General features: G+C 51.6%; 32 protein-coding genes. 24 read left to right on the forward strand and 8 right to left on the reverse strand.

The genetic code is table 11. The features are described 5' to 3' along the window. Positions 1–8 precede the first annotated feature (8 nt). Both KB890_RS26765 and KB890_RS26770 read right to left on the reverse strand, forming a co-directional pair. Complete coding sequence (locus tag KB890_RS26765) at positions 9–581, reverse strand: recombinase family protein (RefSeq protein ID WP_001493762.1); 573 nt, start codon at positions 579–581, stop codon at positions 9–11. Between the two features lie 136 nt (positions 582–717). Beyond that, positions 718–1,308: a plasmid pRiA4b ORF-3 family protein gene (locus tag KB890_RS26770; RefSeq protein ID WP_012477564.1), complete on the reverse strand. Its 591-nt coding sequence runs from the start codon at positions 1,306–1,308 to the stop codon at positions 718–720. 149 nt (positions 1,309–1,457) lie between these two features. Here KB890_RS26770 and KB890_RS26775 point away from each other — a divergent pair, with 149 nt between their 5' ends. Further along, entirely contained in the window at positions 1,458–1,934 is a 477-nt protein-coding gene (locus KB890_RS26775; protein WP_194164765.1) for a DUF4113 domain-containing protein, read from the forward strand. 146 nt (positions 1,935–2,080) lie between these two features. Here KB890_RS26775 and KB890_RS26780 read toward each other — a convergent pair whose 3' ends face one another. Beyond that, a complete protein-coding gene (locus KB890_RS26780; RefSeq protein ID WP_000780222.1) occupies positions 2,081–2,362 on the reverse strand; it encodes a helix-turn-helix domain-containing protein in 282 nt (93 codons plus the stop codon). Continuing rightward, positions 2,343–2,672 (reverse strand): type II toxin-antitoxin system RelE/ParE family toxin, encoded by a 330-nt coding sequence (locus tag KB890_RS26785; protein WP_000493286.1) that lies wholly within the window; start codon positions 2,670–2,672, stop codon positions 2,343–2,345. The genes KB890_RS26780 and KB890_RS26785 overlap by 20 nt, the downstream gene beginning before the upstream one ends. Positions 2,673–2,907: 235 nt before the next feature. Here KB890_RS26785 and KB890_RS26790 point away from each other — a divergent pair, with 235 nt between their 5' ends. Continuing rightward, positions 2,908–3,549, forward strand: coding sequence for a hypothetical protein (locus KB890_RS26790; RefSeq protein ID WP_032440552.1), 642 nt, complete (start codon positions 2,908–2,910; stop codon positions 3,547–3,549). 139 nt (positions 3,550–3,688) lie between these two features. On the opposite strand, the gene KB890_RS26795 is transcribed toward KB890_RS26790, so the two are convergent. The 3 genes from KB890_RS26795 to KB890_RS26805 form a co-directional block, all read right to left on the reverse strand. After that, positions 3,689–3,973, reverse strand: coding sequence for a hypothetical protein (locus KB890_RS26795; RefSeq protein ID WP_015344981.1), 285 nt, complete (start codon positions 3,971–3,973; stop codon positions 3,689–3,691). A 71-nt stretch (positions 3,974–4,044) separates the two neighbouring features. Then, positions 4,045–4,254: a DUF7706 family protein gene (locus KB890_RS26800; protein WP_032440553.1), complete on the reverse strand. Its 210-nt coding sequence runs from the start codon at positions 4,252–4,254 to the stop codon at positions 4,045–4,047. After that, positions 4,247–5,305 (reverse strand): FitA-like ribbon-helix-helix domain-containing protein, encoded by a 1,059-nt coding sequence (locus KB890_RS26805; protein ID WP_032440554.1) that lies wholly within the window; start codon positions 5,303–5,305, stop codon positions 4,247–4,249. The genes KB890_RS26800 and KB890_RS26805 overlap by 8 nt, the downstream gene beginning before the upstream one ends. A gap of 784 nt (positions 5,306–6,089) precedes the next feature. Here KB890_RS26805 and KB890_RS26810 point away from each other — a divergent pair. The 20 genes from KB890_RS26810 (at position 6,090) to KB890_RS26905 (ending at position 17,171) form a co-directional block, all read left to right on the forward strand. Continuing rightward, the gene (locus tag KB890_RS26810; RefSeq protein ID WP_032440555.1) at positions 6,090–6,338 is read left to right on the forward strand and encodes a helix-turn-helix domain-containing protein; all 249 of its coding nucleotides are present in this window, start codon (positions 6,090–6,092) and stop codon (positions 6,336–6,338) included. 84 nt (positions 6,339–6,422) lie between these two features. Beyond that, the gene (locus KB890_RS26815; RefSeq protein ID WP_032440556.1) at positions 6,423–6,908 is read left to right on the forward strand and encodes a hypothetical protein; all 486 of its coding nucleotides are present in this window, start codon (positions 6,423–6,425) and stop codon (positions 6,906–6,908) included. A gap of 66 nt (positions 6,909–6,974) precedes the next feature. After that, a complete protein-coding gene (locus KB890_RS26820) occupies positions 6,975–7,715 on the forward strand; it encodes a tyrosine-type recombinase/integrase (RefSeq protein WP_032440557.1) in 741 nt (246 codons plus the stop codon). Positions 7,716–7,955: 240 nt separating this feature from the next. Continuing rightward, positions 7,956–8,930 (forward strand): plasmid segregation protein ParM, encoded by a 975-nt coding sequence (locus tag KB890_RS26825; RefSeq protein ID WP_032440558.1) that lies wholly within the window; start codon positions 7,956–7,958, stop codon positions 8,928–8,930. A gap of 2 nt (positions 8,931–8,932) precedes the next feature. Next, complete coding sequence (locus KB890_RS26830) at positions 8,933–9,376, forward strand: plasmid partitioning/stability family protein (RefSeq protein WP_032440559.1); 444 nt, start codon at positions 8,933–8,935, stop codon at positions 9,374–9,376. A 180-nt stretch (positions 9,377–9,556) separates the two neighbouring features. Beyond that, entirely contained in the window at positions 9,557–10,063 is a 507-nt protein-coding gene (locus KB890_RS27645) for a hypothetical protein (RefSeq protein ID WP_223178614.1), read from the forward strand. Further along, on the forward strand, positions 10,056–10,553 hold the full coding sequence (locus KB890_RS26840; RefSeq protein ID WP_032440560.1) for a helix-turn-helix domain-containing protein: 498 nt from the start codon (positions 10,056–10,058) through the stop codon (positions 10,551–10,553). The genes KB890_RS27645 and KB890_RS26840 overlap by 8 nt, the downstream gene beginning before the upstream one ends. Before the next feature lie 117 nt (positions 10,554–10,670). Beyond that, entirely contained in the window at positions 10,671–11,120 is a 450-nt protein-coding gene (locus tag KB890_RS26845) for a JAB domain-containing protein (protein ID WP_032440561.1), read from the forward strand. Positions 11,121–11,164: 44 nt separating this feature from the next. Beyond that, positions 11,165–11,431, forward strand: coding sequence for a helix-turn-helix domain-containing protein (locus KB890_RS26850; protein ID WP_023285835.1), 267 nt, complete (start codon positions 11,165–11,167; stop codon positions 11,429–11,431). A 642-nt stretch (positions 11,432–12,073) separates the two neighbouring features. After that, positions 12,074–12,253, forward strand: a complete 180-nt coding sequence (locus tag KB890_RS26855; protein WP_023285836.1) for a hypothetical protein — start codon at positions 12,074–12,076, stop codon at positions 12,251–12,253. Positions 12,254–12,325: 72 nt separating this feature from the next. Further along, entirely contained in the window at positions 12,326–13,186 is an 861-nt protein-coding gene (locus KB890_RS26860) for a DUF4942 domain-containing protein (RefSeq protein WP_032440562.1), read from the forward strand. A gap of 189 nt (positions 13,187–13,375) precedes the next feature. Then, a complete protein-coding gene (locus tag KB890_RS26865; RefSeq protein WP_004187354.1) occupies positions 13,376–13,714 on the forward strand; it encodes a hypothetical protein in 339 nt (112 codons plus the stop codon). 97 nt (positions 13,715–13,811) lie between these two features. Then, entirely contained in the window at positions 13,812–14,042 is a 231-nt protein-coding gene (locus KB890_RS26870) for an Hha/YmoA family nucleoid-associated regulatory protein (RefSeq protein ID WP_040213052.1), read from the forward strand. A gap of 298 nt (positions 14,043–14,340) precedes the next feature. Then, positions 14,341–14,577, forward strand: coding sequence for a hypothetical protein (locus tag KB890_RS26875; protein WP_086556679.1), 237 nt, complete (start codon positions 14,341–14,343; stop codon positions 14,575–14,577). Between the two features lie 84 nt (positions 14,578–14,661). Continuing rightward, positions 14,662–15,072, forward strand: a complete 411-nt coding sequence (locus KB890_RS26880) for a DUF1380 family protein (protein WP_004187342.1) — start codon at positions 14,662–14,664, stop codon at positions 15,070–15,072. 61 nt (positions 15,073–15,133) lie between these two features. After that, positions 15,134–15,439: a hypothetical protein gene (locus tag KB890_RS26885; protein ID WP_023285840.1), complete on the forward strand. Its 306-nt coding sequence runs from the start codon at positions 15,134–15,136 to the stop codon at positions 15,437–15,439. A 199-nt stretch (positions 15,440–15,638) separates the two neighbouring features. Beyond that, positions 15,639–16,079, forward strand: a complete 441-nt coding sequence (locus KB890_RS26890; protein WP_032440565.1) for an antirestriction protein — start codon at positions 15,639–15,641, stop codon at positions 16,077–16,079. 43 nt (positions 16,080–16,122) lie between these two features. Continuing rightward, a complete protein-coding gene (locus tag KB890_RS26895; RefSeq protein WP_032440566.1) occupies positions 16,123–16,407 on the forward strand; it encodes a hypothetical protein in 285 nt (94 codons plus the stop codon). 156 nt (positions 16,408–16,563) lie between these two features. Then, positions 16,564–16,797, forward strand: coding sequence for a hypothetical protein (locus KB890_RS26900; RefSeq protein ID WP_032440567.1), 234 nt, complete (start codon positions 16,564–16,566; stop codon positions 16,795–16,797). Between the two features lie 53 nt (positions 16,798–16,850). Further along, a complete protein-coding gene (locus tag KB890_RS26905) occupies positions 16,851–17,171 on the forward strand; it encodes a DUF5983 family protein (protein ID WP_032440568.1) in 321 nt (106 codons plus the stop codon). Positions 17,172–17,462: 291 nt separating this feature from the next. Here KB890_RS26905 and KB890_RS26910 read toward each other — a convergent pair whose 3' ends face one another. Next, positions 17,463–17,882 carry a CBS domain-containing protein gene (locus KB890_RS26910; protein ID WP_058674280.1) on the reverse strand — a complete coding sequence of 140 codons (420 nt, stop codon included), beginning with the start codon at positions 17,880–17,882 and terminating at the stop codon, positions 17,463–17,465. 289 nt (positions 17,883–18,171) lie between these two features. On the opposite strand from KB890_RS26910, the gene mobA reads away from it, so the two are divergent. Then, entirely contained in the window at positions 18,172–18,483 is a 312-nt protein-coding gene (gene mobA / locus KB890_RS26915; protein ID WP_016162079.1) for a plasmid mobilization protein MobA, read from the forward strand. Positions 18,484–18,485: 2 nt separating this feature from the next. Further along, positions 18,486–20,414, forward strand: coding sequence for a TraI/MobA(P) family conjugative relaxase (gene traI / locus KB890_RS26920; RefSeq protein ID WP_032440569.1), 1,929 nt, complete (start codon positions 18,486–18,488; stop codon positions 20,412–20,414). Positions 20,415–20,515: the final 101 nt, after the last annotated feature.

The following is a 20,515-nucleotide window of genomic DNA, read 5'->3' on the forward strand; positions in this document are numbered from 1 at the left end:
TCTCCCGGCTACTGGTTGTTCATCTGGTGACGAAGCTTATAATATGTGGAAACGCCAAGGCCCGCATGGTCGCAGGCGATCCTGAGCCTGACCCCTCTGCTTCTGAGTGCGTCAATTTCCTGGATCTTTTTGATATCGGCGCCGGGGCGCCCTGTTTTTTCACCCCGTGCTTTTTTCGCGGCGATGCCGTCGGCCTGCCTTTCCTTCAGTAAGGCTCGTTCAAACTGGCTGAATGCCGACATCATGTGCAGCTGCAGTTCCTGCATCGGATTGTTTGTGCCGGCGCTGAACGTCAGCTGCTCTTTCAGAAAAATAAGGGTAACGCCCTGGTCACGAAGCCGGGTGGTGACAGCGCACATATCCGACATATTCCGGCAAAGGCGATCGATGGAATGAACCAGAAGCGTATCACCAGGGCGTAATTGCCCCAGGAGTTCCTGTAACCCCGGGCGGTTTGTGTCCTTCGCGCTGGCATGCTCAACACAAATTTTATCAGGCTGAAAACCCGCCTTTGACAATGCCTCTTCCTGACGGGCCGTATTCTGATCGGCCGAGCTTACCCTGATGTAGGCATATTGCACGCAAAACCTCCGGAAGGTCTTTAAACATCATAGAGATTTAAAGAATAATCCATAAACACTGATTTAGGGAGGTTTATAGACATTTTTTCGGGGATCTGAGAGGCATGCTGAAAACGTATACCTTTATAGACATCAGTCAGCGACGACGGCCCAGCCAGATAACTTCAGGCTCCAGTACCGGAGATGCAAGGTCGAGCCTGCTCAGTTGCCGGTTGATTTTGTGGCGGTTGAACCTGACAGCATCCAGGTCGTCAGCAAAAGGGCGGATCTCGCCGACCGTTGTTTCATCATCCGCATTAACGATAGCTTCAAGAAACGCCAGGGTTTTATCGAACTCATCCGCAGCTGTGGCTCCGGGCATACCATGGCCGCTTATACAAAACGGCGCTTTCAGCGTAGAGTTTTCATAAATGGCCTCAACACGAATGTCATGAAGCCAGTGCTCAAAGAAATTGTATTCATAGGTAAAGCGATCGCCAGCATCAAAAGCAAAATCATCAATCACGACCCGGAACGGATTATCGACAAAACCGATGCCTCCTTCGTAGGAGATACCGTAATCTTTGCCATAAATGTGAAATTGATGGAGATGGTCGTCCCCCCAGCCCTGCACTATCTGGAAAATGAAGTGAAGCGCGGCCAGTGACGTGTCGGCAGCAATTCTCAGCCGACGCCAGACCATCGGACTGACTCCATGAACTGCTATTTTGATGACGTAGATCTTCATAGTCAGCAGGTATTGTTATGAAATGATGGTGGTTATTTTAACCCCTGTAGATGGCATCATTCGATGGCTGCCCCGAGGTTTTTCATGCTCTCCAAATTGTCGTCTCCAGGTCATTTGGTGAGCGTGTAACCAGCTTTCAGGAAATGCAGATGGCCATCACCGGCTTTGCTGCGCGGGCAGGAGAAAAGCTGCGTCAGGAAAAGCAGCACTGTCGTGCGATCAGTGTCTTTATCCGAACCAGCCCGTTTTCACCCCGGGATGCGCCCTGTGCCAGCCAGGCGACGGAGACGCTACTGGTAGCCACTCAGGACAGCCGGGACATCATTGCCGCTGCCCAGCGTGCGCTTGCGCGCATCTGGCGTGATGGCTACCGGTACGCAAAGGCTGGTATCATGCTGGCCGATTTTTCCGGCCGCGAGGCACAACTTAATCTGTTTGATGAATGTGCTCCCCGTCCTGACAGCGAAGCCCTGATGAATGCCGTCGATCGGATTAACCGCGCCGGTAAGGGCCGCATTTTTTTTGCCGGCCAGGGGATCAATGTGGGGTTCGCGATGCGCAGGGAAATGCTGAGTCCGGAATACACGACAGACTGGAACGCCTTGCCGCGTGCTTTCATGAGATAAGCGATATCTGGATTTTATAGATGTAAAATCATATGGTTACATTATTAACGTATGGTTCTTCCCCATTGGGCTTCAGACCTCCTGTACCGCGTTTTCCTGTTGAGACAACACCTACCCGGCGAAAACTAAAACCGGGTAGGATGTCATCAGTACAGGGCAATGACAGGTTTTTTGATGCCGCAGGCGTGAGCGTAGCGGGTCAGAGTGTCGATGCTGGCTTTGGTGATGTTGTTTTCCAGGCGGGAAATAACCGGAGGTGTAACCCCCATGCGTTCAGCAACCTGCGCTTTTGTCAGGTTGTCATGTTTACGCCATTCCGCAAGTAGCTCTCTGAGCTTCTCCTTGCGTTCTTCTTCCTGCCATGCAGCGCGATATTCGTCGTCCTGCATCCACTCGTTATGCAGTTCTTTATGGCTTACCAGTTTCATTAAGTACCTCCGCTAACCGCTTTTTGGCGAGATCGATTTCTTTCGCTGGCGTTTTCTGTGACTTCTTGATGAAAACCCGGAGCATGATGATGGTATTGCCTTTGTGGTATACCCAGATGCCCCTGGCTATGTCCGTCCCCATCGTGCGGATCTCAAAAAGTCCATCGCCCAGGGGCTTCGTGTCCGGCTCCCGCAGTAATCGGGCATCATACTCCAGTTTGCCGATGAGACGGTCAAACTTCACCCTGATTTTTACGGGTAATGCTGTGGCTTCTTCCCTGGCTTCCGGGTGATAAACAACGCTAAACATGTGACCTCCCATTTCCATTAATATTAACCTATAGGCTAATGTTAGGCAAGGTGAAAATTAACCTGTAAGCTAATTTTTAGGGAGGGGTATGCGACCAGCTATGACACGGACCCAGCATTGACAAAAGGCTCTAAAATTGTATTTTTTAACTTTTACGTTCCTTTTTACATCAGTGCCTTAACATTTTTTCTATGTACTGAACGAAGGGATAATTTTGAGACAAGGATACAATTATATGAAAGTGAATTATCTGGCACCGTTATTATGTATTGGCGTGTTGGCGCTGACCGGTTGTAACGATCCAAAGAAACCCTCCGAAAGTAATTTCAAAGAAGCCGCACAGCAGTATCTGGATACTGTATACCCGGCATGTTATATCAAAGCTAATTTCCCTTACAAAACAGATGGTTTCAACATTAACAACATGCCAGAAATATTGCATGCAATGGCAGAAAAAGGGTTGTTAACTGAAACAGAATTATCGCGTAAACATATTGATGCCACATGGGGGATTAAAGAACGAGATATAGTCGTTAACAGTTATGACCTGACGGAAGAAGGGAAAAAATACTACAAGCAAGATGCGGCTAAAAATATGCGAGGTGAGAATCTTGGTGGATTCTGCTTTGGAAAAGCAACAGTAACAGACGTCAGTAATTTCACTGAACCATCTGATGCAATGGGGCAGAAAATTTCCCGAGTGACTTTTACATATAAAGTTAGTGATATACCTGACTGGGCAAAATCACCTGAGATTCTGAATGCCGACCGTCAGATAAAAAAAGACGTAAACTCAGAACATGATGGTGTGAAAGTGACCAATGTTTTCCTCCTGACTAATAACGGATGGATACATCAAAAGTTATTTGGTAAATGATTAACCCTAAGTGATAGGGCGTGTTTTGAGATAGTTAGCGAAGATGAGGCACTTGCGGTTATCTGGCCGTGAGTGCCTGGACGGTACGTTCACCTCTGAAAAAACAGGCCTGCCGCTCTGACGAGGCCTGTTTTAATTCTCAGATATAAACTGTCCAGAAAATGGCGATGGCAGTAAAGAAAATCGCCATTTTAAACGATGCTCTGGTTTTCCTTTCCTCCGCAGAAATCATCGCGTGGAGTGCTTCTTTTTTATCATGTATGGTTAAACTGCCAGGCAGTTCAGGCCACCTTTTCTGTAACTGCATGGTTTCCAGTTTCTTCAGTGAGGACTGATTATAAACCCCGTACGCCCACAGCAGTAATGCCAGTCCCGGCGGCGTGAGCTTAATGAATAAATTAAAAATATCAGTTTCTTGGGTCATCTGATTTCCTTTGTCTTCGTCAGGCAGTACAGGACTCTATAATAGAGGGATTCTGACGACGGACAACCATCCTACCGTGGTGCATAACCCTCTTCCGCCAGTGCTTTCATGAGCTGATTGATACCATCCATCATCAGGTATGCCTCAATATCAGACGTTGCCAGCCGGCGGCAGTCACTGAATCCCTGCCGCTTGACCAGCTGTGCGAGCGCCTGTGCTTCCCTGTGCGTCAGCTGCAGATTCACCTCAACGGGTTTTTCATGGCGTATTTCATCATTCATCGTCAGACTCCTGTTCTGTCGTACCGGTGTGGGTGGCGAGCCTGTAACGGGAACGTTGTTCGTCCATCCCGAAAGAGTAGCGCGTCAGCATCTCCAGGTCGTCCTTATCCATCAGACGTTGCTTCTCCTTCAGGTGCGCCATGACCCTATTGATAATCTCCCGATCGTCCGGCCAGAAATACCCGCCGTTGCGTTCCGGATTGCGCTTACCCAGCATTTCTTCGTGCCAGATATCCTCCCACCAGATGTTTTCCCGGCCGCAGCGTTTTGTGATCAGCAGCGGGTGACAGTCGTTCTCTTCAAATTCATACTTCAGCCGTCCCCGGGCGATATCGTAACTTTTCACGAACACATCGTTAATGGTATAGAAAATATACAGCTGCTCGAGCATGGCGAAAAAATCGCACAGATCGTGAAAACCGGTATTGCCGACGTGTTCGCTCAGGTGGAGGTTAGTCCAGAAGATCTCCGCCTGCAGGCTGTTGCGGAACTCACGCAGGATGAGAATACTCCCCTCCGGGGAGTCTTCGCGGATGAGGCTGATCTTATAGACCGGATTGCCGGCGGCGTCTGGCGTCAGCAGGGCGCGCGCATCGTCATACGCGCTGCCGTGGCCGTTAAGGCGTCGCTGCGAACCGAACGCGAACGGGCGTCCCTCGCCGAATTTCAGCCAGCGTGCGGAACAGCCCAGGTAAGTGGCCAGACGGTCGGCCTGCTCAAAATCCGGGACGTCGTGGCCGGAAAACCAGTTCATCACCGCCAGTGGGTTGGCCTCACCGAGGCGCTCCGCCAGGGCGGCCGCGTCCATCGGCGGCTGGTAATTGGGGCCGGGGCGGGAGGCCGCTTCGTTGACCAGGGGTAACAGGTGCCTGAGGCGGGCGCTCAGCTCCCGGCGGTAACGATCGGCGCCGGTAAGAGCTGCTTCACGCTGCACGGACTGTGCGATCACAAAACGGGCGTGCGCCTCGGTGCTGCGCTCCTGGCGGGCGGCTTCCTGCTCAAACTGCCTGTAGATTTCATCTGGGATGTTGCGGACGTTCAGACGCTGCATGGCGTTCTCCTGGCTGACTGATTTTCAGTCACTATGCCTGTCAGAATGCAATGAGTCAATATGTGATCGTTTGGTGTTTTTTGGTGTCTTCATATGGTGATCATTTTGATGTCATCTTTATCAGGGAGTGTCGTTTTGCGGTCCGTTGCGGTTTAGCGGTATTCTCCGCAGCGCCGCCACTTATCCACCGTTTCTGTGGATAACGCTATATGTAGTGGCTCCGTCAGCTGAGAACGGCACAAGATATGGTGTCCGCGCCGGCAGCCGCGCGGCCGCTCCCCTGCCTTCCTTCCCCTGTTGATTTCGCTTTTCACGGTATTTACGTTTTTTCCGCAATTGTGGCACCGGCCAAAAGGTATTTTCCGGTGGTTGCGGGCGTAAAAGTCACAGGGTGAAAAAATAAGGGGGCAAATTATCAGCCGGCCTGATGTGTGAAGCCCGGCAGGGTTATACAGGGCAGGTGAAAAGGGACAGGGAGAAGCATCATGAAGACGCCAGGCATGCTGTTTGTGCTGCAGCTGTGCGCCGGGTTCCTGACGGGCCGTGATATCAGACAGGAAGTGCGCGTGAAAAAGACGACGAGTCCATTTTGCCCTTCAGTGCCTGTTTAACCGCCTCAAATGCTTCCTGATGTTTGATATCCATCGCGTCTCCTGTTGTGTTTACGGCGGATTTAGTGTTTTAATATGCATTAAAATGTTCAAATATGAACATTTTCAGACTGTAAACACAGGCGGAATATAACAAACTAATCCACCCGTACAGAGCATGGGAGTGCGGCGAATTGACCGGATTTGACTTGATCCTTTGGCGACGGGGCCTGAACTGGACCCAGGAACGCGCCGCGGCAGAGCTCGGCATCAGCCGTACCAGCCTGGTAAAATATGAGGACGGTGAGGCTGTGCCCCGGACGATACAACTTGCCACCGCTGCACTCACGCTGAAAGCGGAATGGCCAACAATGAAGACCATGAGCAAAGACAGGCTGCTGCGGCAGCTGAAGAACGAAGTGCTGAGGCTCAGTAATGAATGAGTCCATCCCTGTTATCGGCTCTTTTATCCCGTATCCGGGATCCCGGCTGCCGGCAGAAATGGTTCATCCTCAACAGGAGATTATATGAAACTAAAAGGATACGTCACCGCTCTGCCGGTGCTGCTGCTGACAGGGTGCGCTGTGCTACCCGGACAACCCACCGATTATGGGCGCTTCTGTAACGTATCAGGCATCGCCAGCCACGGTGAAACCTACCGTGTCAGTGACAGCCAGGATTTCTGGTTAACCCCGAACGGCCGCTATCTCAGCCAGGCTGAGTACAGCAGCCCGGCAGATACGCTTCAGAAACTGACGGGTGTGGTCAGTGGTGAAGATCCTGACCAGGCGCGGAAGAAGGCTGTCAGGGTACGGGTGTTCCGAGTCGAAAGTGAGAGCGCGAGTAAAGGTGCGTGCCTGCCCGTGCGTTATGACGACAACAACGCACGGCGGAAAATGGATTCGCTGACTAACGGCCGGCGTATGAAGGTGTACAGTGAAGATGCTGGTCAGTCCGGCCAGCAGATTTACGATAACAGTCGCGGTGCCGGCTTCAGTTACAGGTTACTATGAGCCGGTTTCGGCAAAAAACACTTTAAAATTCAGCCTCCTGCCGGCTGATTACCGGATTTTAAAAAATTGAACACTTTTCCCCTGCAAATTCCTCAGAATTCACGTAGCGACGCCATCGAGACCGGGCGCGTGGCATACGTCTACTTCGATTATGCCGATGCACTGGCGCTGCGGGAGATGGCCAGCCAGGCTGATTTACCCAAATACCTGCTGGCCCCGGAGGTGTCGTTATTTCTGCGATATGTGCCTGACCTGCGCCAGCAGGTCCTTTTCGACACCCTCTGGAACACGGGCGCACGCATTAATGAGGCGCTGGCGCTGACCGGCGCCAGCTTTCAGCTTGACGGTTCCCGGCCGTTTGTCCGGCTGAAGACGCTTAAACAGCGTCAGCGCGGGCGTGGGAGACCCGGGAAGGATGAGGCGGTGTTCCGTATTGTTCCTCTGACCGATCCTCAATATGTCAGAAAGGTGCGTGAGTTTCTGACCACCCTGCGTATTGGCAAACAGCAGCTGCTCTGGCCGGTGCAGAGTGATAACACGCCGCGTAACTGGATCAGGAAAGCGCTGGACCTCGCAAAACGTGACTCTGTCACTTTTAGTATCCCCGTCACCTGCCACACGTTCCGGCACAGCTTCTGTATGCACCTGATCCAGCATGGGGTTCCTCTGAAAGTTGTGCAGGCCTACGCCGGGCATTCCCGGCTGGAAACCACTGAAACCTACACGCGCGTGTTTGCGCTCGATGTCGGGCGTCAGTATGGCGTCCGATTCAGCCTTCCTGACAGTCATTTAACACTTCCGGAATAATCCTCATTCCATCCTTATATTTCCATATAAATCTAAATTAATCCTTAATGTTTCTTTATCAGGCCGTTTGCAGGACGGTCTGGCCCTCGTTTGTTGGTTTTTGTTCGTTATTTTTCTGTATTTTTCTACATTAGTGCGTCTTTTTGTCTTTACACGCAAACCCGGATACGTAATAATCCATTTGAATGTTGTATTTTTCCTGATGGATACGGTTTTTTTCTAAATAATGTGAGGTTTGAAATGCGTATTTTTGTTGACGACGGTTCCACCAATATCAAACTGGCATGGGTGGCAGACGGTGAAGTGAAAACGTTGATCAGTCCGAACAGCTTTAAACCAGAATGGTCCATGACGCTGCTGACTGATTCAACGGGGCCGGCTTCCGCCAACTATGAAATTGACGGGGAAAAGTACAGCTTTGACCAGCTGAGCCCTGATGCCGTGCGCACCACGGAAACCCGCTATCAGTACAGTGATGTGAATGTAGTCGCTATCCACCACGCGCTGATGCAGTCCGGCATTGAACCGCAACCGGTTGACATTGTTGTGACGCTGCCGCTGGGCGAGTATCTGGATGAGAACGATCAGCCTGATATGGCCAAAATCGAGCGGAAAAAAGCGAACGTGAAACGCGCGGTGACCGTTCAGGGGCATGAGAGCTTTACCGTGCGTAAAGTCAGTGTGCTGCCAGAGTCGGTCCCTGCAGGCTTCAGTGTGCTGAAGGATCTGGACGATCTGGACTCCCTGCTGATTGTCGATATCGGTGGAACGACGCTGGATATCGCGCACGTTCGCAGCAAAATGTCCGGGTTCACCAAGACGCATTGCGATCCTAAAACCGGCGTATCCATCATCACCGAGGCCGTAAAACACGCACTGGATACCAGCGTGAGTACCCGTACCAGTTCATATTTTGCCGACCGTCTGATCCAGGCGCGAAATGACGATAGTTTTCTTTCCCGTTATCTTCAGAACGCTGACCAGCGGGCCCAGGTAATGAAGGTGCTGCACGAGCGTGAAAAAGCCCTGACGCACCGCGTCACCGATTCAGTTGGCCGCTTTGCCGGCTTCACACACGTCATGGTTGTCGGGGGCGGCGCCAGCCTGGTCGCCAGCGCAGTGAAGCAGGCCACGGGGGTGAGTGACGATCGCTTCTTCGTCAGCGATAACCCGCAGTTCGATCTGGTATTGGGCATGGTGGCAATGAAGGGCTGAGTATGACTGATAACCGTAAGTGCTCGTTTTATATCTATCCGGATCGCAATGCGGCGGACCGGGTAGCCGACGGATTTCTTGAGAAACTGCCTCAGAAAGAGCGCGGCCGCGCGATGCGCGCCATGATGCTCTGTGGTGCCGCGCTGATGAAACAGGACGAACGCCTGCCGTTCCTGATCGCTGAATTTCTGACGGAAGGCACCTCGATGCAGGATATTCAGCGGATCATCAGCAGTACGCTGCCGCAGCAGGATACAGGAGAGATGGCGCGTCTGTTTGAGGCGTTTCTGCAGGCCACCGGCGGCGCCAGTAATACGTTACCGCCGACAGGCGGATCAAGGCCGGAAAACAGCCCTGCCGTGACTCCCGAACCGGCGGCACCGGAGGATAAGAATCTGGAAGAAACCCGTAAGAACGTCCAGCATCTGTTCCCGGATGATGACTAAGGTGAACTTCCGCGCCATCGCTGACAGCTCTAATGTGGAAAATGTGGTGCTGATCAGCGGTGTGCCTGCAGCAGCGGCAGACACTCTGCCGCCGGCAATTTAACTTGATTATATGGCTCATTCGCCGTATTGTTAAGGCTCATTTTTCGGTAGCGCCCCGCCTGGCGAAGGAGTAAAACCATGCAATCATTCCCCCTGTTCGTTTCCCGTGCTGTACCGGTGATCATCAGTGACCATTGCCTGCGGCAGCAGCGCAGCTCCCTGCACCACACGTCATGCCAGATTAACCTGAGTTCAGGAAGTCACCTGCGCTCATGGCCTTTCTGCACGCTATCCAGGCGGGAAATAAGCGACCGGCAACCGGCTAAGCCCCGCGGTTACTGGTTCAGTCACTGTGGCCGGGATGTCATGTTTACGGGGCATATCGATGAGGCAGATCCTATGAAACAGGTCTACTACAACGAAGGCTGGAGCGGTTCGAGCAAGTATACGTTTGAAGTTTATCAGCAGGAGAACGGGAGTTACCGGGCGCTGGTCCGCAAATGGAATGGCAAAATCAATAAGGTGCAGCAGGAAACACAGTACCTGTCTGACACGCGAGAGGGACTGAAACTCCAGGACTATCCCCGCACGCGCCAGGTGAAAATATTTCTGAATTCTGACTTCTGGGAGAAGGGTGATGATTAAGATGGTTAGCGTCGTTCCGCAGCCGGAAACGGTGAAGATGCTCCGGGGAAAAATGGGCATGACTGAAACCGCATTAGGGGCCGTCATGGGGTATGAACTGCGCGCCTGGCAGCGTAAGGAAGCCATCAGCGACGACCTCAGTCAGTACAACAAGACCAGTCTTCGGCCGGGCGAATATAACATGCTGATGCTGATCGCCGGCGTGCATCCTGATTACCGCCTGAACAGGACATTCAGCCCGGATGATATGGTTAAAGAGCCTGCCACGGCCGAAGACGTTCGCCGCCTGCGTCTGGCGCTGGGGCTGAAACACGCAGAAATTGCAGCGCTGTTTGGCTATAAGCCGGCGTCATGGCAGACCAAAGAGAAGGCCGCACAGCGTGGCGTGAAGCTCAAGACCGGGGAATTCAACTTCCTGTTACTGCTGGCCGGTGAGCATCCGTCACTGCAGCTGGTTGAAAAAGTGAAACAAGATCAGCTGCCGACCTGATAAAAGCCCGTTAATTCTGGTTTTTTTATAAAATACTGTATTTACATATAGGACAAAATGTCCTAATATATATTTGTGGCCGGGCAAGGTGCTCAGGTCCCCTACCGAGGGAAATATATGAAATTTTCAGCAGAAGAACTCAACATTATCCGCCAGGCGGATGCCATTATTGCCAGCAAAATTACCACCACGGATTTTATTACCGGTGCAGACGCCGCGCGTTCCTTGCTGCGGTTTCGTCTTGCTGCAGAACCACGCGAATCATTCTGCGCGTTCTTTCTCAACAGTCAGAATGGCGTGATCGCCTTTGAAGAACTGTTTCAGGGAACTATCAACAGTGTCACCGTTCATCCGCGTATCGTCCTGCAACGCGCCCTGCATCATAATGCCGCCGCCGTGGTACTGGCGCATAACCATCCTTCCGCTTTCACTGAACCCAGTCAGGCTGACAAGCTGATCACCGAGCGTCTGGCGCAGGTGCTGGGGATGGTTGACGTCAAAGTCCTCGATCACCTGATTGTGGGCGGCTGCGATATTTTCTCTTTTGCTGAACATGGTCTGATTTGACAACCGCGGCCGCACAGTGGTGCGGCCGGCTCTGGAGGCTTGCTATGGGCAATAAATATACCGTGCCACTGAACGTGGGCGCAATCCGCGAAAGCTGTTTCCGTCCCGCTGACAAATGGACCCCGCCGACGGGGGATGAACTCCGCTATTTGCTGGAAAATGTGCTCAACCTGAGTCAGGAGGGGCTTGCGCGACATGTTGGCGTTAACGGCAGAACGGTGCGCCGCTGGGTGAACGGAGAAAGCGACATCGCGTATTCCGTCTGGTGCATCCTTTGCATCGATGCCGGCTTACCGCCGATCTGGAAATAGCAGCGCAAAACACCGGCGCGAAAATGTGCTTCCTGAAGAGAAGCTGAAGGGCTTGTGCAACTGCGAACCGCAGTACCGAACATCGGTACTGGAATCCAGTGAGGGGCTGAGCCGCTATCTGGCCGGGGCTGAAAACTGAGAAGGTGGCCGCCTCCTGCAGGGGCTGTACGGGCATTAAACCTGTATTGCTCTGAAACGCGCTGTACGCCTCTCTGAGTGCTTCTTTAAAAAAGCTGCAACCTTCTCGCATTAATCGCTTTGACGTGTCCAGGCGCGCATTCAGCCCCATTCTGATTTGATTTCGGCCTGGTATTTGCCAGTGAGCCTACTTTAGATATCCGCAGAGCGTTTCCTTCCTGTTCATTTCAGGTCAGTTGCCGTCATTCCCTGGTGGCTCCACCGTTCCCTCAGCGGGTTCAGGCTATCGCGGGTGTCTGATGCCTGGACCTCTGCACCATGCCGGCAAAGTGCCGCCATCTGGATCTAAAAGCAATATTTACAGGGACAGGCGTCAAGGGAAAAACAAAGAAAAGTAATCATATAATGCTTGCTTTATATGGCTCATTAGACGTATAATAATCACATCGAAAGGCAATGAGGCTTTTCGCGGTAGCGCCCCGACTGGCGCAGGAGTAAAAAATTATGAGTAAAGCACTGACCCCTTCCCAGCTTAAAGCTGAACTGGACACGCAGAAAGATGCGCTGCTGAAGGCGTGCCTGTATGCCCTCAACGAAATCCCTAACCGCCGTTTAAGTGGTCCATATTCATCCACGTATGCGCTGGCCGCGCAGGTCAGTAAACTGCTCCAGAGCTGCAAATAATCATTGAAGGGCTGGCATTACCAGCCCTGTTCAACCCTTACGGTAGCGCCCCGCATGGCGCAGGAGTCTGAAATGTCATCTAAAAATACTCTCCCGTCAGTCGATCTGATGTACTGCCAGCATGGCGGTGAAGTGATCCCGTCCATTGCTATTGAGCGCATCATCTCGTTGCGGGATGAAGGTATCCGCGTCTATCTCGACGGCATAGACAAGCTGCGAAAAGCGCGCGATCTGATGCAGCAGGCCGGAGGCTGCCAGTACCTCTATGACTACGACAAAGCCGTAGAGAGCGCCATCAAATGGAGCGACACCACGCCAGATCAGGCCGAAACGGCTATTTCCCGCGTTATCGACGGAAAAATCTGGGATCGGCTGATGACGGAAACCGGTATGTATACGCTGATGAGCAACAAGCAACGTCAGGAATGGGATCGGCAGGTGGCAGGCAAAGAAATGCCGCCGATAACGCTGGATAACGTTATGAGTACGTTCCGGCACCTGAACGCAAGCAAGGCTGATACCTTCACGCAAGGGCTGATTGATATCTTTAAATCCCTGTCGTGGGATTATAAAACCAATAACCCCTGCATGTTTGGCAAGCGTATCATCATCGCGCCGTTGCTCGATGTCTGGCGCAGTGGCTGGGTGCGCTTCAGCTCAGACGGGCACACCAAAATTGACGATCTGGCGCGGCCGTTCTACGTGCTGGACGGGCGTAACGTGCCTGATTACCGCGTTTCTGACGGTGCCAGACTGGATGCCTTTTTCAGTGAAAACCAGTTCAACGGTAAGGTGTTCGAGTGTGATTACTTCAGCGTGCGATATTACAAAAAGGGCAGCGCCCACATTACGTTTAAACGCCCGGAGCTGGTTGAGAAGATCAATAATCTGGTTGCCAGTCACTATCCCGGAATGTTACCCCCTCGCGTGTAATGCAGACGGCAGGCCGCATTTGCGGCCTGAAATATAAACAGGGAAAGGAAGTATTCCCCGGCCTGAGAAAATCATGCCGGGCATGTATTTATTGCTTGAATAATATGGCTCATTAGACGTATAATGATCACATCGAAAGGCAATGAGGCTTTTCGCGGTACCGCCCCGACTGGCGCAGGAGTAATAAACATGGCTATTCAATCCCTTCAGTTCCGTAACGGCTCCGTTTCTCTTGGTGATGTTTTTGTTTCCAGCTGGGGTTATGAGCAGACAAATACCTGTTTTTATCAGGTGATCGCCCTGCGCGGTAAGAAAACCGCTGTACTGCGCCGCATCGCTGCGCAGCAGGTGAAAGCAGACAGTGCAATGTCTGGCGAGTTAAAGCCGGTATTGAACGACTTTAAAGGCGAACCCGTGACCCGTCGCATCTGTGAAAACCATGAGCATCCGTCTGTCAGCATTGACGAGTACGAACAGGCTTATAAGACCGATCCTAACGAAAGCCATTTTTACAGCACCTGGGGCTGACCGCCTGCCACGCCCCGCAAGGGGCGTATAGTCGAAGACTTATTCAACCAAAACGTGAATACTATGCGAAATAACAAGGCGCTCAGGACGCAGATACATGGCGGAAACAGTTTATCAGGCGCGGAGGCGTTTTTACCTTCTCCGTTTTCGGCGCAGTCGTAACCCGGACACACTGGAAAAAATGTACGAATCCATGCGGGATCGTGGACAGGTGCCGGAGGAGGACACCGCGGCTTTTGAGGCTGCCGCCGACCATCGCCGCGCAGAGCTGGCATCGGGATGCATCTGGGATAAGATCCCGCCGCATGTCTGGCAGTATGTAAAATAATCACAGCGCCCCCACGAGGGGCGTTTTTTTGCTTGCGCATATGTCTCATTAGACGTATAATGTTTTTACTGATTCAAATCAGTACCTTCCTAAATAGCCTTACAGGTGCATTATGACCTCTTCTGAAATCCTCCATAACCTCCCTCAGATTATCACGGCCGTGGCCGCCCTCATTACTGCCATTACCGGGCTGATTAAAGTCATGAAGGATAAGGGTAAGGACTGAACCGCCGCAGGGGGCGACAGCCCCCTGCATCCCTAACCGGCAGCGCCCCGACTGGCGCAGGAGTAAAAAAAAGTGACAACGCTGCATATTCAAGACATTCCCACTGATGGCGCGCCGCCTGTTTGTGCAGGCCGCTCAATCTCAGATGATGACCTTTGCGCCTCATGCCAGCATCTCGACTATCGCCCTGGGCACCTCAGCGCCTGCCTGCTGTCAGGTTGCGGGCGTGACGACTGGCCTTCAGAACTGGATGCAAACGGCTACAGCGTTGCCTGTAGCGGCTATGAGCGTGAAAAATCGCTTGATTAACATGGCTCATTAGACGTACAATAATTACATCGAAAGGCATCCGGTCTTTCGCGGCAGCGCCCCGTCTGGCGCAGGAGTTTTACAATGCACGGTAACGTAAATGAAATTTGCGCAAGGCTTCTCGACAGTTTTGATCCACAGCAGCGGATCAGCCTGCTGATCTGGACTGCTGAAGATGTCCATGACTGCACCAGTGATATGAACCTCACTGACGATGAGGCCGAAGCCGTTCTGGCAGAAATCGCGGAATGCAGTTCACACAGCCGTTATGGCGTCGGAAAAGATACCGTCTGGAGCCTGGCAAAGCAGGTGCGCGAAGATGCCGCCCGCGATCGAAAAATAGAGGTCAATGCCGAGGCGCTGCAAAAAGTCGTGGCGCTGGCGGCGCAGTTTATCCGGCTGGAAGAAATCCAGTCTGGTGAAGGAGCTGCACGCCGACTTTATCCGCAGGAGTCTGAGGCGCTGGAGTGCATCACGAAGGTGATTAACGGCTAATTCACGCAGTAACGCAGCGAACTTTCACAGTAGCGCCCCGACTGGCGCAGGAGGAAAAAACATGTCCCAGAATGAAGCCTATTACGACACGCTGGCCCTGATTGAAAAGGGGCAATGGTGTTTCGGCAGTATGGACGAAGAAAACGAAGAGCGGGCAATCAAGGCCGCTAAGGCGCTGGCGCTGTTTGCGCGCCTGAATGAGCAGGACTGCGACGGACACCCGGTTTCCGAAATCATCGTTGATTTTATCGCTAACCTGATGCACCTGGGGGAAGCGATAAATTTTCGTGTGCTCGATGAGGAAAGCGCGGTGATCCCGTTGGTCAGGATCGCAGCCGTACACTTTAACGCTGAAACAACGTCATAGTAATCATGTGAATCAGAAGGGGGCAGGCGTGATCCTGCCCCCAAAAATGGACAGGGGAAAGAGTTCTCCCGCCTGAAAATATTCAGGCAGGCGGGAATATTTTGCTTGATTAATATGGCTCATTAGACGTATAATAATCACATCGAAAGGCAATGAGGCTTTTCGCGGTAGCGCCCCGACTGGCGCAGGAGTACAGAAAATGTCTACTGAACTGAATCAACCCGCCATCACTGCACGCATTATCCCCAATAACCGCCGCATGGCCTTTCTGCCACGCCTGTTCGGCGCCTGGTATCTCACAGGTGAGGCCGGTGTCTACAACCACGCACGTTCTCTCTGCGCCGATTATCAAGGCGGTTCCTGGGAGTTCGCCGAACTGTCTTGCGGTAGCGGCTTCATGTACCCACTGAGCGCAGAGCGCTTCACGGTATCGGTTAGCGGTAACTGGTTCGAAGGGGAACTGTCCGCAGAAGCTACCGGTATCGTGCTGACCCTGTTCACCCTGAACCACATGATCTGGCACGCACATGATGCCGGCTATGAGCACATCTGCGACATGCTGATCACCCAGCAGGAAAAGCTCAAATTATATGCCGACCAGCACGCCGAAGCCGGTTTGATTTACCGCGCGATTGACTGAAGCGGCGGCCCCCGCGAGGGGGCCAATACTGACAGGGGGAAAAATGTTAACACTAACTGATATTCGCGCCAGCAATACGGTGCTGGTTACGGAATTTGACGGCGTGCGTGCTGTGCATTTCTGTCTGCATGAAAAATTAAGCGGTAGCGACAACGATCTGTGGTTTCCGCTTGCCAATGGGGCCGACCTGTTCGAGGCACTGGAAAGCATTATGTGCATCAATTTTGCCGCTGCTAACGTTGTCTCGCTGGAGTTCCTGCGGCAGAACGGGAAGTGCAAAGACTACCGGATCACCTACAACAAGGCCAAATTCAAGCCATTATGTTAGATATCTGACATCATTAAATGTTCATATTTGAACAAAATTAAATTAAAAAATACGTCTGATAAGTTGATAAAATGGCTCATTAGACGTATAATTATTACATCGAAAGGCAGTTGAGCCTTTCGCGGTAGCGCCCCGACTGGCGACGAGGTAAAAAAAATGGAACTCAATGATACTGCAAAATTACCTGACTCTGATGCACGGAAAATTAACGCCGTAGCGTCTCAGGCATACCCTCTTGGCCTCCTGCCTAATCTGAAAATTAACTTCTACTCTATTGACGCCATTCAACTTGAACTGCGTGACAACAGTGGTGATCTTATCTGGCGAGATTTCACGTTCTCCCGCGATTTTATCAACGGTTTTATGCCTTATATCAGACCAATAAATTAGCACTGAATATCGACGGGAGCGGGGGAGAAACTCCCCCGGAAGGAGATTAAGAAATGGTATTAACCGGTATTGAAACAGTAAAGGTAGCGGTGATCTGTACAGGCCACGTCAGCCATCAAGATTCAGAGATTATCCCTGAGTTTCTCTGGAACAACTGGAAAGAATCCGGAGAGTTCTGGATAAGCAGTACTGCTCACGGTTGGTTATTTCGGTTGTGTGCTCTGCCCGATGAATGGGAGGAGCGTCTGAAAAATTTTGGAGTAAGTGATGGCTGCATATCAAATCTTAGAGTGCTGGAATGTGAAGGATATGACTGGGTTCATTTCCAGGCTGATGCACCCATCGTGGAGGAGCTTCAGCACTGGGACTGGTAAAAATCTGGAACACTAAAGGGGGTTTAAAAAGCAGAGAAAAAAAGGGAGCCGGATTGCGAGAACAATCCGGCAGGTTGACAAAAGAAAATGTGAGGTTTGCTTATGTCATTATCCATTCTACAGCTTGCCGAGGATCTTGCAAAGGGTAAGCGAATGAGAGTACCACCGATGAACGGACCGGAGTGGCGACACTTCTGTTTCTGGCTTGAATATTACATGGGATACAGTATGTAAAGTAACGAACGGCGCTCATGGAAGCGCCGTTTTTTTTAACTTTCAGCAGGGGGAATTTCACGCCTGGACTGGCGTTTTATCATCAGTAGATGAAGAGACCCGCTTTCTCTGACGTGTTCTTTTTCCTTCAGTAATCTCTTTTAAATCTTTAAGCGTCACGTCATGAAAACCAAAGTTTTTAAGGTGCTCAAGGATTTCGCTGAGTGTGTATCCCTTGTTTTTAATCAGCGTCTCAATATCACTTTTCAGGGAATCAAGTACATCTCGTTTCTGTAATCTTTCTTGCGTCACATCTGGGAGTTCAGCCAGCTGACCTCGAATAGATTCGATGTCTGTTGTGCTGTACAGCTTCGATTTTTTGGCAACCATTCTGGAATCCTCCACCGGAAAATTTTTCATTGTATCTACCGAAAAAATCATTACAAGCAGAGCAGAATTTTCTGCGTAAAAATTTGGATAACCAGCTCCGGAAATCATAATCCCTTAGCGTTAGAGGAAGCGTAGCCTATCCCGTTCTCTGTGAAACACAGGCGATGATGTGCCTTGCATGAATATCAATATACCTGAACTAGCGCAGCGTACTCCCTTTGTCATCTGGCATACAGGTTGCAAATTTGCTAAACTCATTCGCGAAGTTCAAAAGCGGGACAGGATATGTTTTGTATTACCGCCACCACGGTGGCAGCAATCCAAAACTCCTGGTCAGGGCGAAGCCCCGACACCCCAGACTGTGCTAACTGTTGGACTGAAAGGAAGATTTAGCGTCATGAGTAAGAGTGAGCGACGTAACAGAACAGCCACTCTTCCGCCGGTAAGGTGCCTTCCGGAAGAGCGGGATGAGATACGTCAAAAGGCGGAGGATGCGGGTCTCAGCATAGGTGCATTTATGCTTAGGGCTGCGTTAGGAAGGAAGATTGCTCCGCAGACAGATCACAAGCTCATTAACGAACTCTCACGTCTTGGCGGTTTACAGAAGCATCTCTTTAAAGAAGGGAACGGGGTCGGCAGTAAGGAGTACGCAGAGATACTGCAGGCCATCAAGGCAGCCATTTTCAGGATAGAGCAAAAGAACGACTAAATATGAACGCCATCATTCCACCCAAACGTCGCGACAGAAAGTCCAGCTTTGTTCAGCTGGTCGCGTATGTTTCCGTGCGTGATGATGTTCCGTTAAAAGACGAGCTGAAAGAAGACGAGCGTTTCCAGCGTCCGTCGCGTTCCCGCCAGGCCATTTTTGATCGCCTTGTTGACTACATGAACCGTAGTGAAGGAACGATCATTGAACAGATTTCTGATATGACTCCTGAAGGTGATATACGCTGTTCTGTTGACGGTGTTATCTGCCAGCATAACCTGATGTCAGTTGAAACAGCTGCAATGGAGATGAACAGCATTGCCATGCAGAACACGCATGTTAAGGACGCGGTTTATCACTATATCCTGAGCTGGCAGGAAGATGAAAATCCATCTGACGATCAGGTTTTTGACAGTGTTAAACACTCACTCAAACGCCTGGGTATGGAAGAGCACCAGTACGTAGCGGCGATTCACCGTGACACGGATAATCTGCATGTTCATATTGCTGCTAACCGCGTTCACCCGGTTTCTTATCGCGCGGCTAATGTCTGGAATGACGCGGATAAACTTCAGCGTACCTGCCGGGAACTGGAACTGAAGCACGGATTTAAAGTGGATAACGGAAGCTGGGTTCGTGATGCTGACAACAACATTGTGCGGGCCAGAAAAGGGTATCGCAATGCACCACGTTCAGCGCGACAGCTTGAACACTTCTCTGATAAAGAGTCCCTTCATCATTTTGCAGTCCAGCATGTTCGTAAGCCTGTTAATGCCATGTTCCGTGAGAAGAACGCGTCATGGGAAAAACTGCATCAGGTCATGAATGATGCTGGTTTAATGTTAGAGACTTCCGGCAAAGGGCTGATCGTGCGTGATGTGTGTGGCGACGAGAAACTGGCCGTTAAATCATCGCGGGTTCACCCTGGTATGACGCTTTCCCGTCTTGAGCCTGCGCTGGGAACCTTTGTTCCCTCACCACGTTCTGCGGAAATGGTTAAGCAAAGTGTTCAGACGTCTTACAGTGACAAACTGCATGTCCGCGATCGTGGTGCCCGTGCGGAGCGCCGGCAGGCACGCGCTGACGCCCGTATCGATTTGCGCGAACGCTACGAGAAGTACCGCAACGCCTGGAAAAAACCTGACCTTCATGCCGCTGAACGATTCCGGGCTGTGTCCGCTGCATTTAAAGAACAGAAGACCCATATCCGGGATAACGAGAAAGACGCGCATATGCGTAAGCTCATGTACCACATCGTGGAGTTTGAACGTGAGAAGTCGATGGCAGCGCTGCGTATTGCACTGAAGGCAGAACGCCAGAAGTTGTATGACGAGGGCATGATGCGGCCGCTGACCTACCGTGCCTGGACCGAACAACAGGCGCTTCACGGCGATCAGGCTGCGCTCAGTCAGTTGCGTGGCTGGTCTTACCGACAGAATCGTAAAAACCGGACACCGCAGGCCTCTGACAATATTATTTACTGTGCACCTGCAGATGACACCTCGTTGCTCAAAGCAGATGGTTACGAGGCCCGCCTGCATCGTGACGGCGCGGTTGTCTATTCCCGCCAGGGGCAGGATGCCATCATTGATCGGGGAGACCGCGTTGAAGTCATTAATCCGTATGATGACGGTGACCTCAACACGCGCATTGCCGTTGACATGGTGGCCTGGAAATCAGGCGAGCGTGTCGAATTCAGCCGGGATGGCAGTTTCGCTTATGCTGCCGGCGATGCGGTGGCTGCACACAACCTGCATCATCGTGACAGTATCATCGTGCCGAGTGACCGGGAACAATACGACTATACGCGGGAGAAGTTTAACCAGCTGAAAGGCCGGTATACGGACAGTGAACGGGAAGCACTTCGTCAGCAATATGACGATCGTTATTACGACGATGTTCGCCACAATGACGACAGTAGTTATAAGCCATAAAAACCGCTTCGGTGCAGCATTAAAACGACAGAGCATCTGAGGGGATGTCAGGGTATTTGACTTTGCTGTCGCAGGCGGATCTGAAGGGAATTTCCCCCTGT

Origin of the sequence: Klebsiella sp. P1954, from assembly GCF_018199955.1 — a bacterium.
Classification (GTDB): Bacteria; Pseudomonadota; Gammaproteobacteria; order Enterobacterales; family Enterobacteriaceae; genus Klebsiella; species Klebsiella pneumoniae.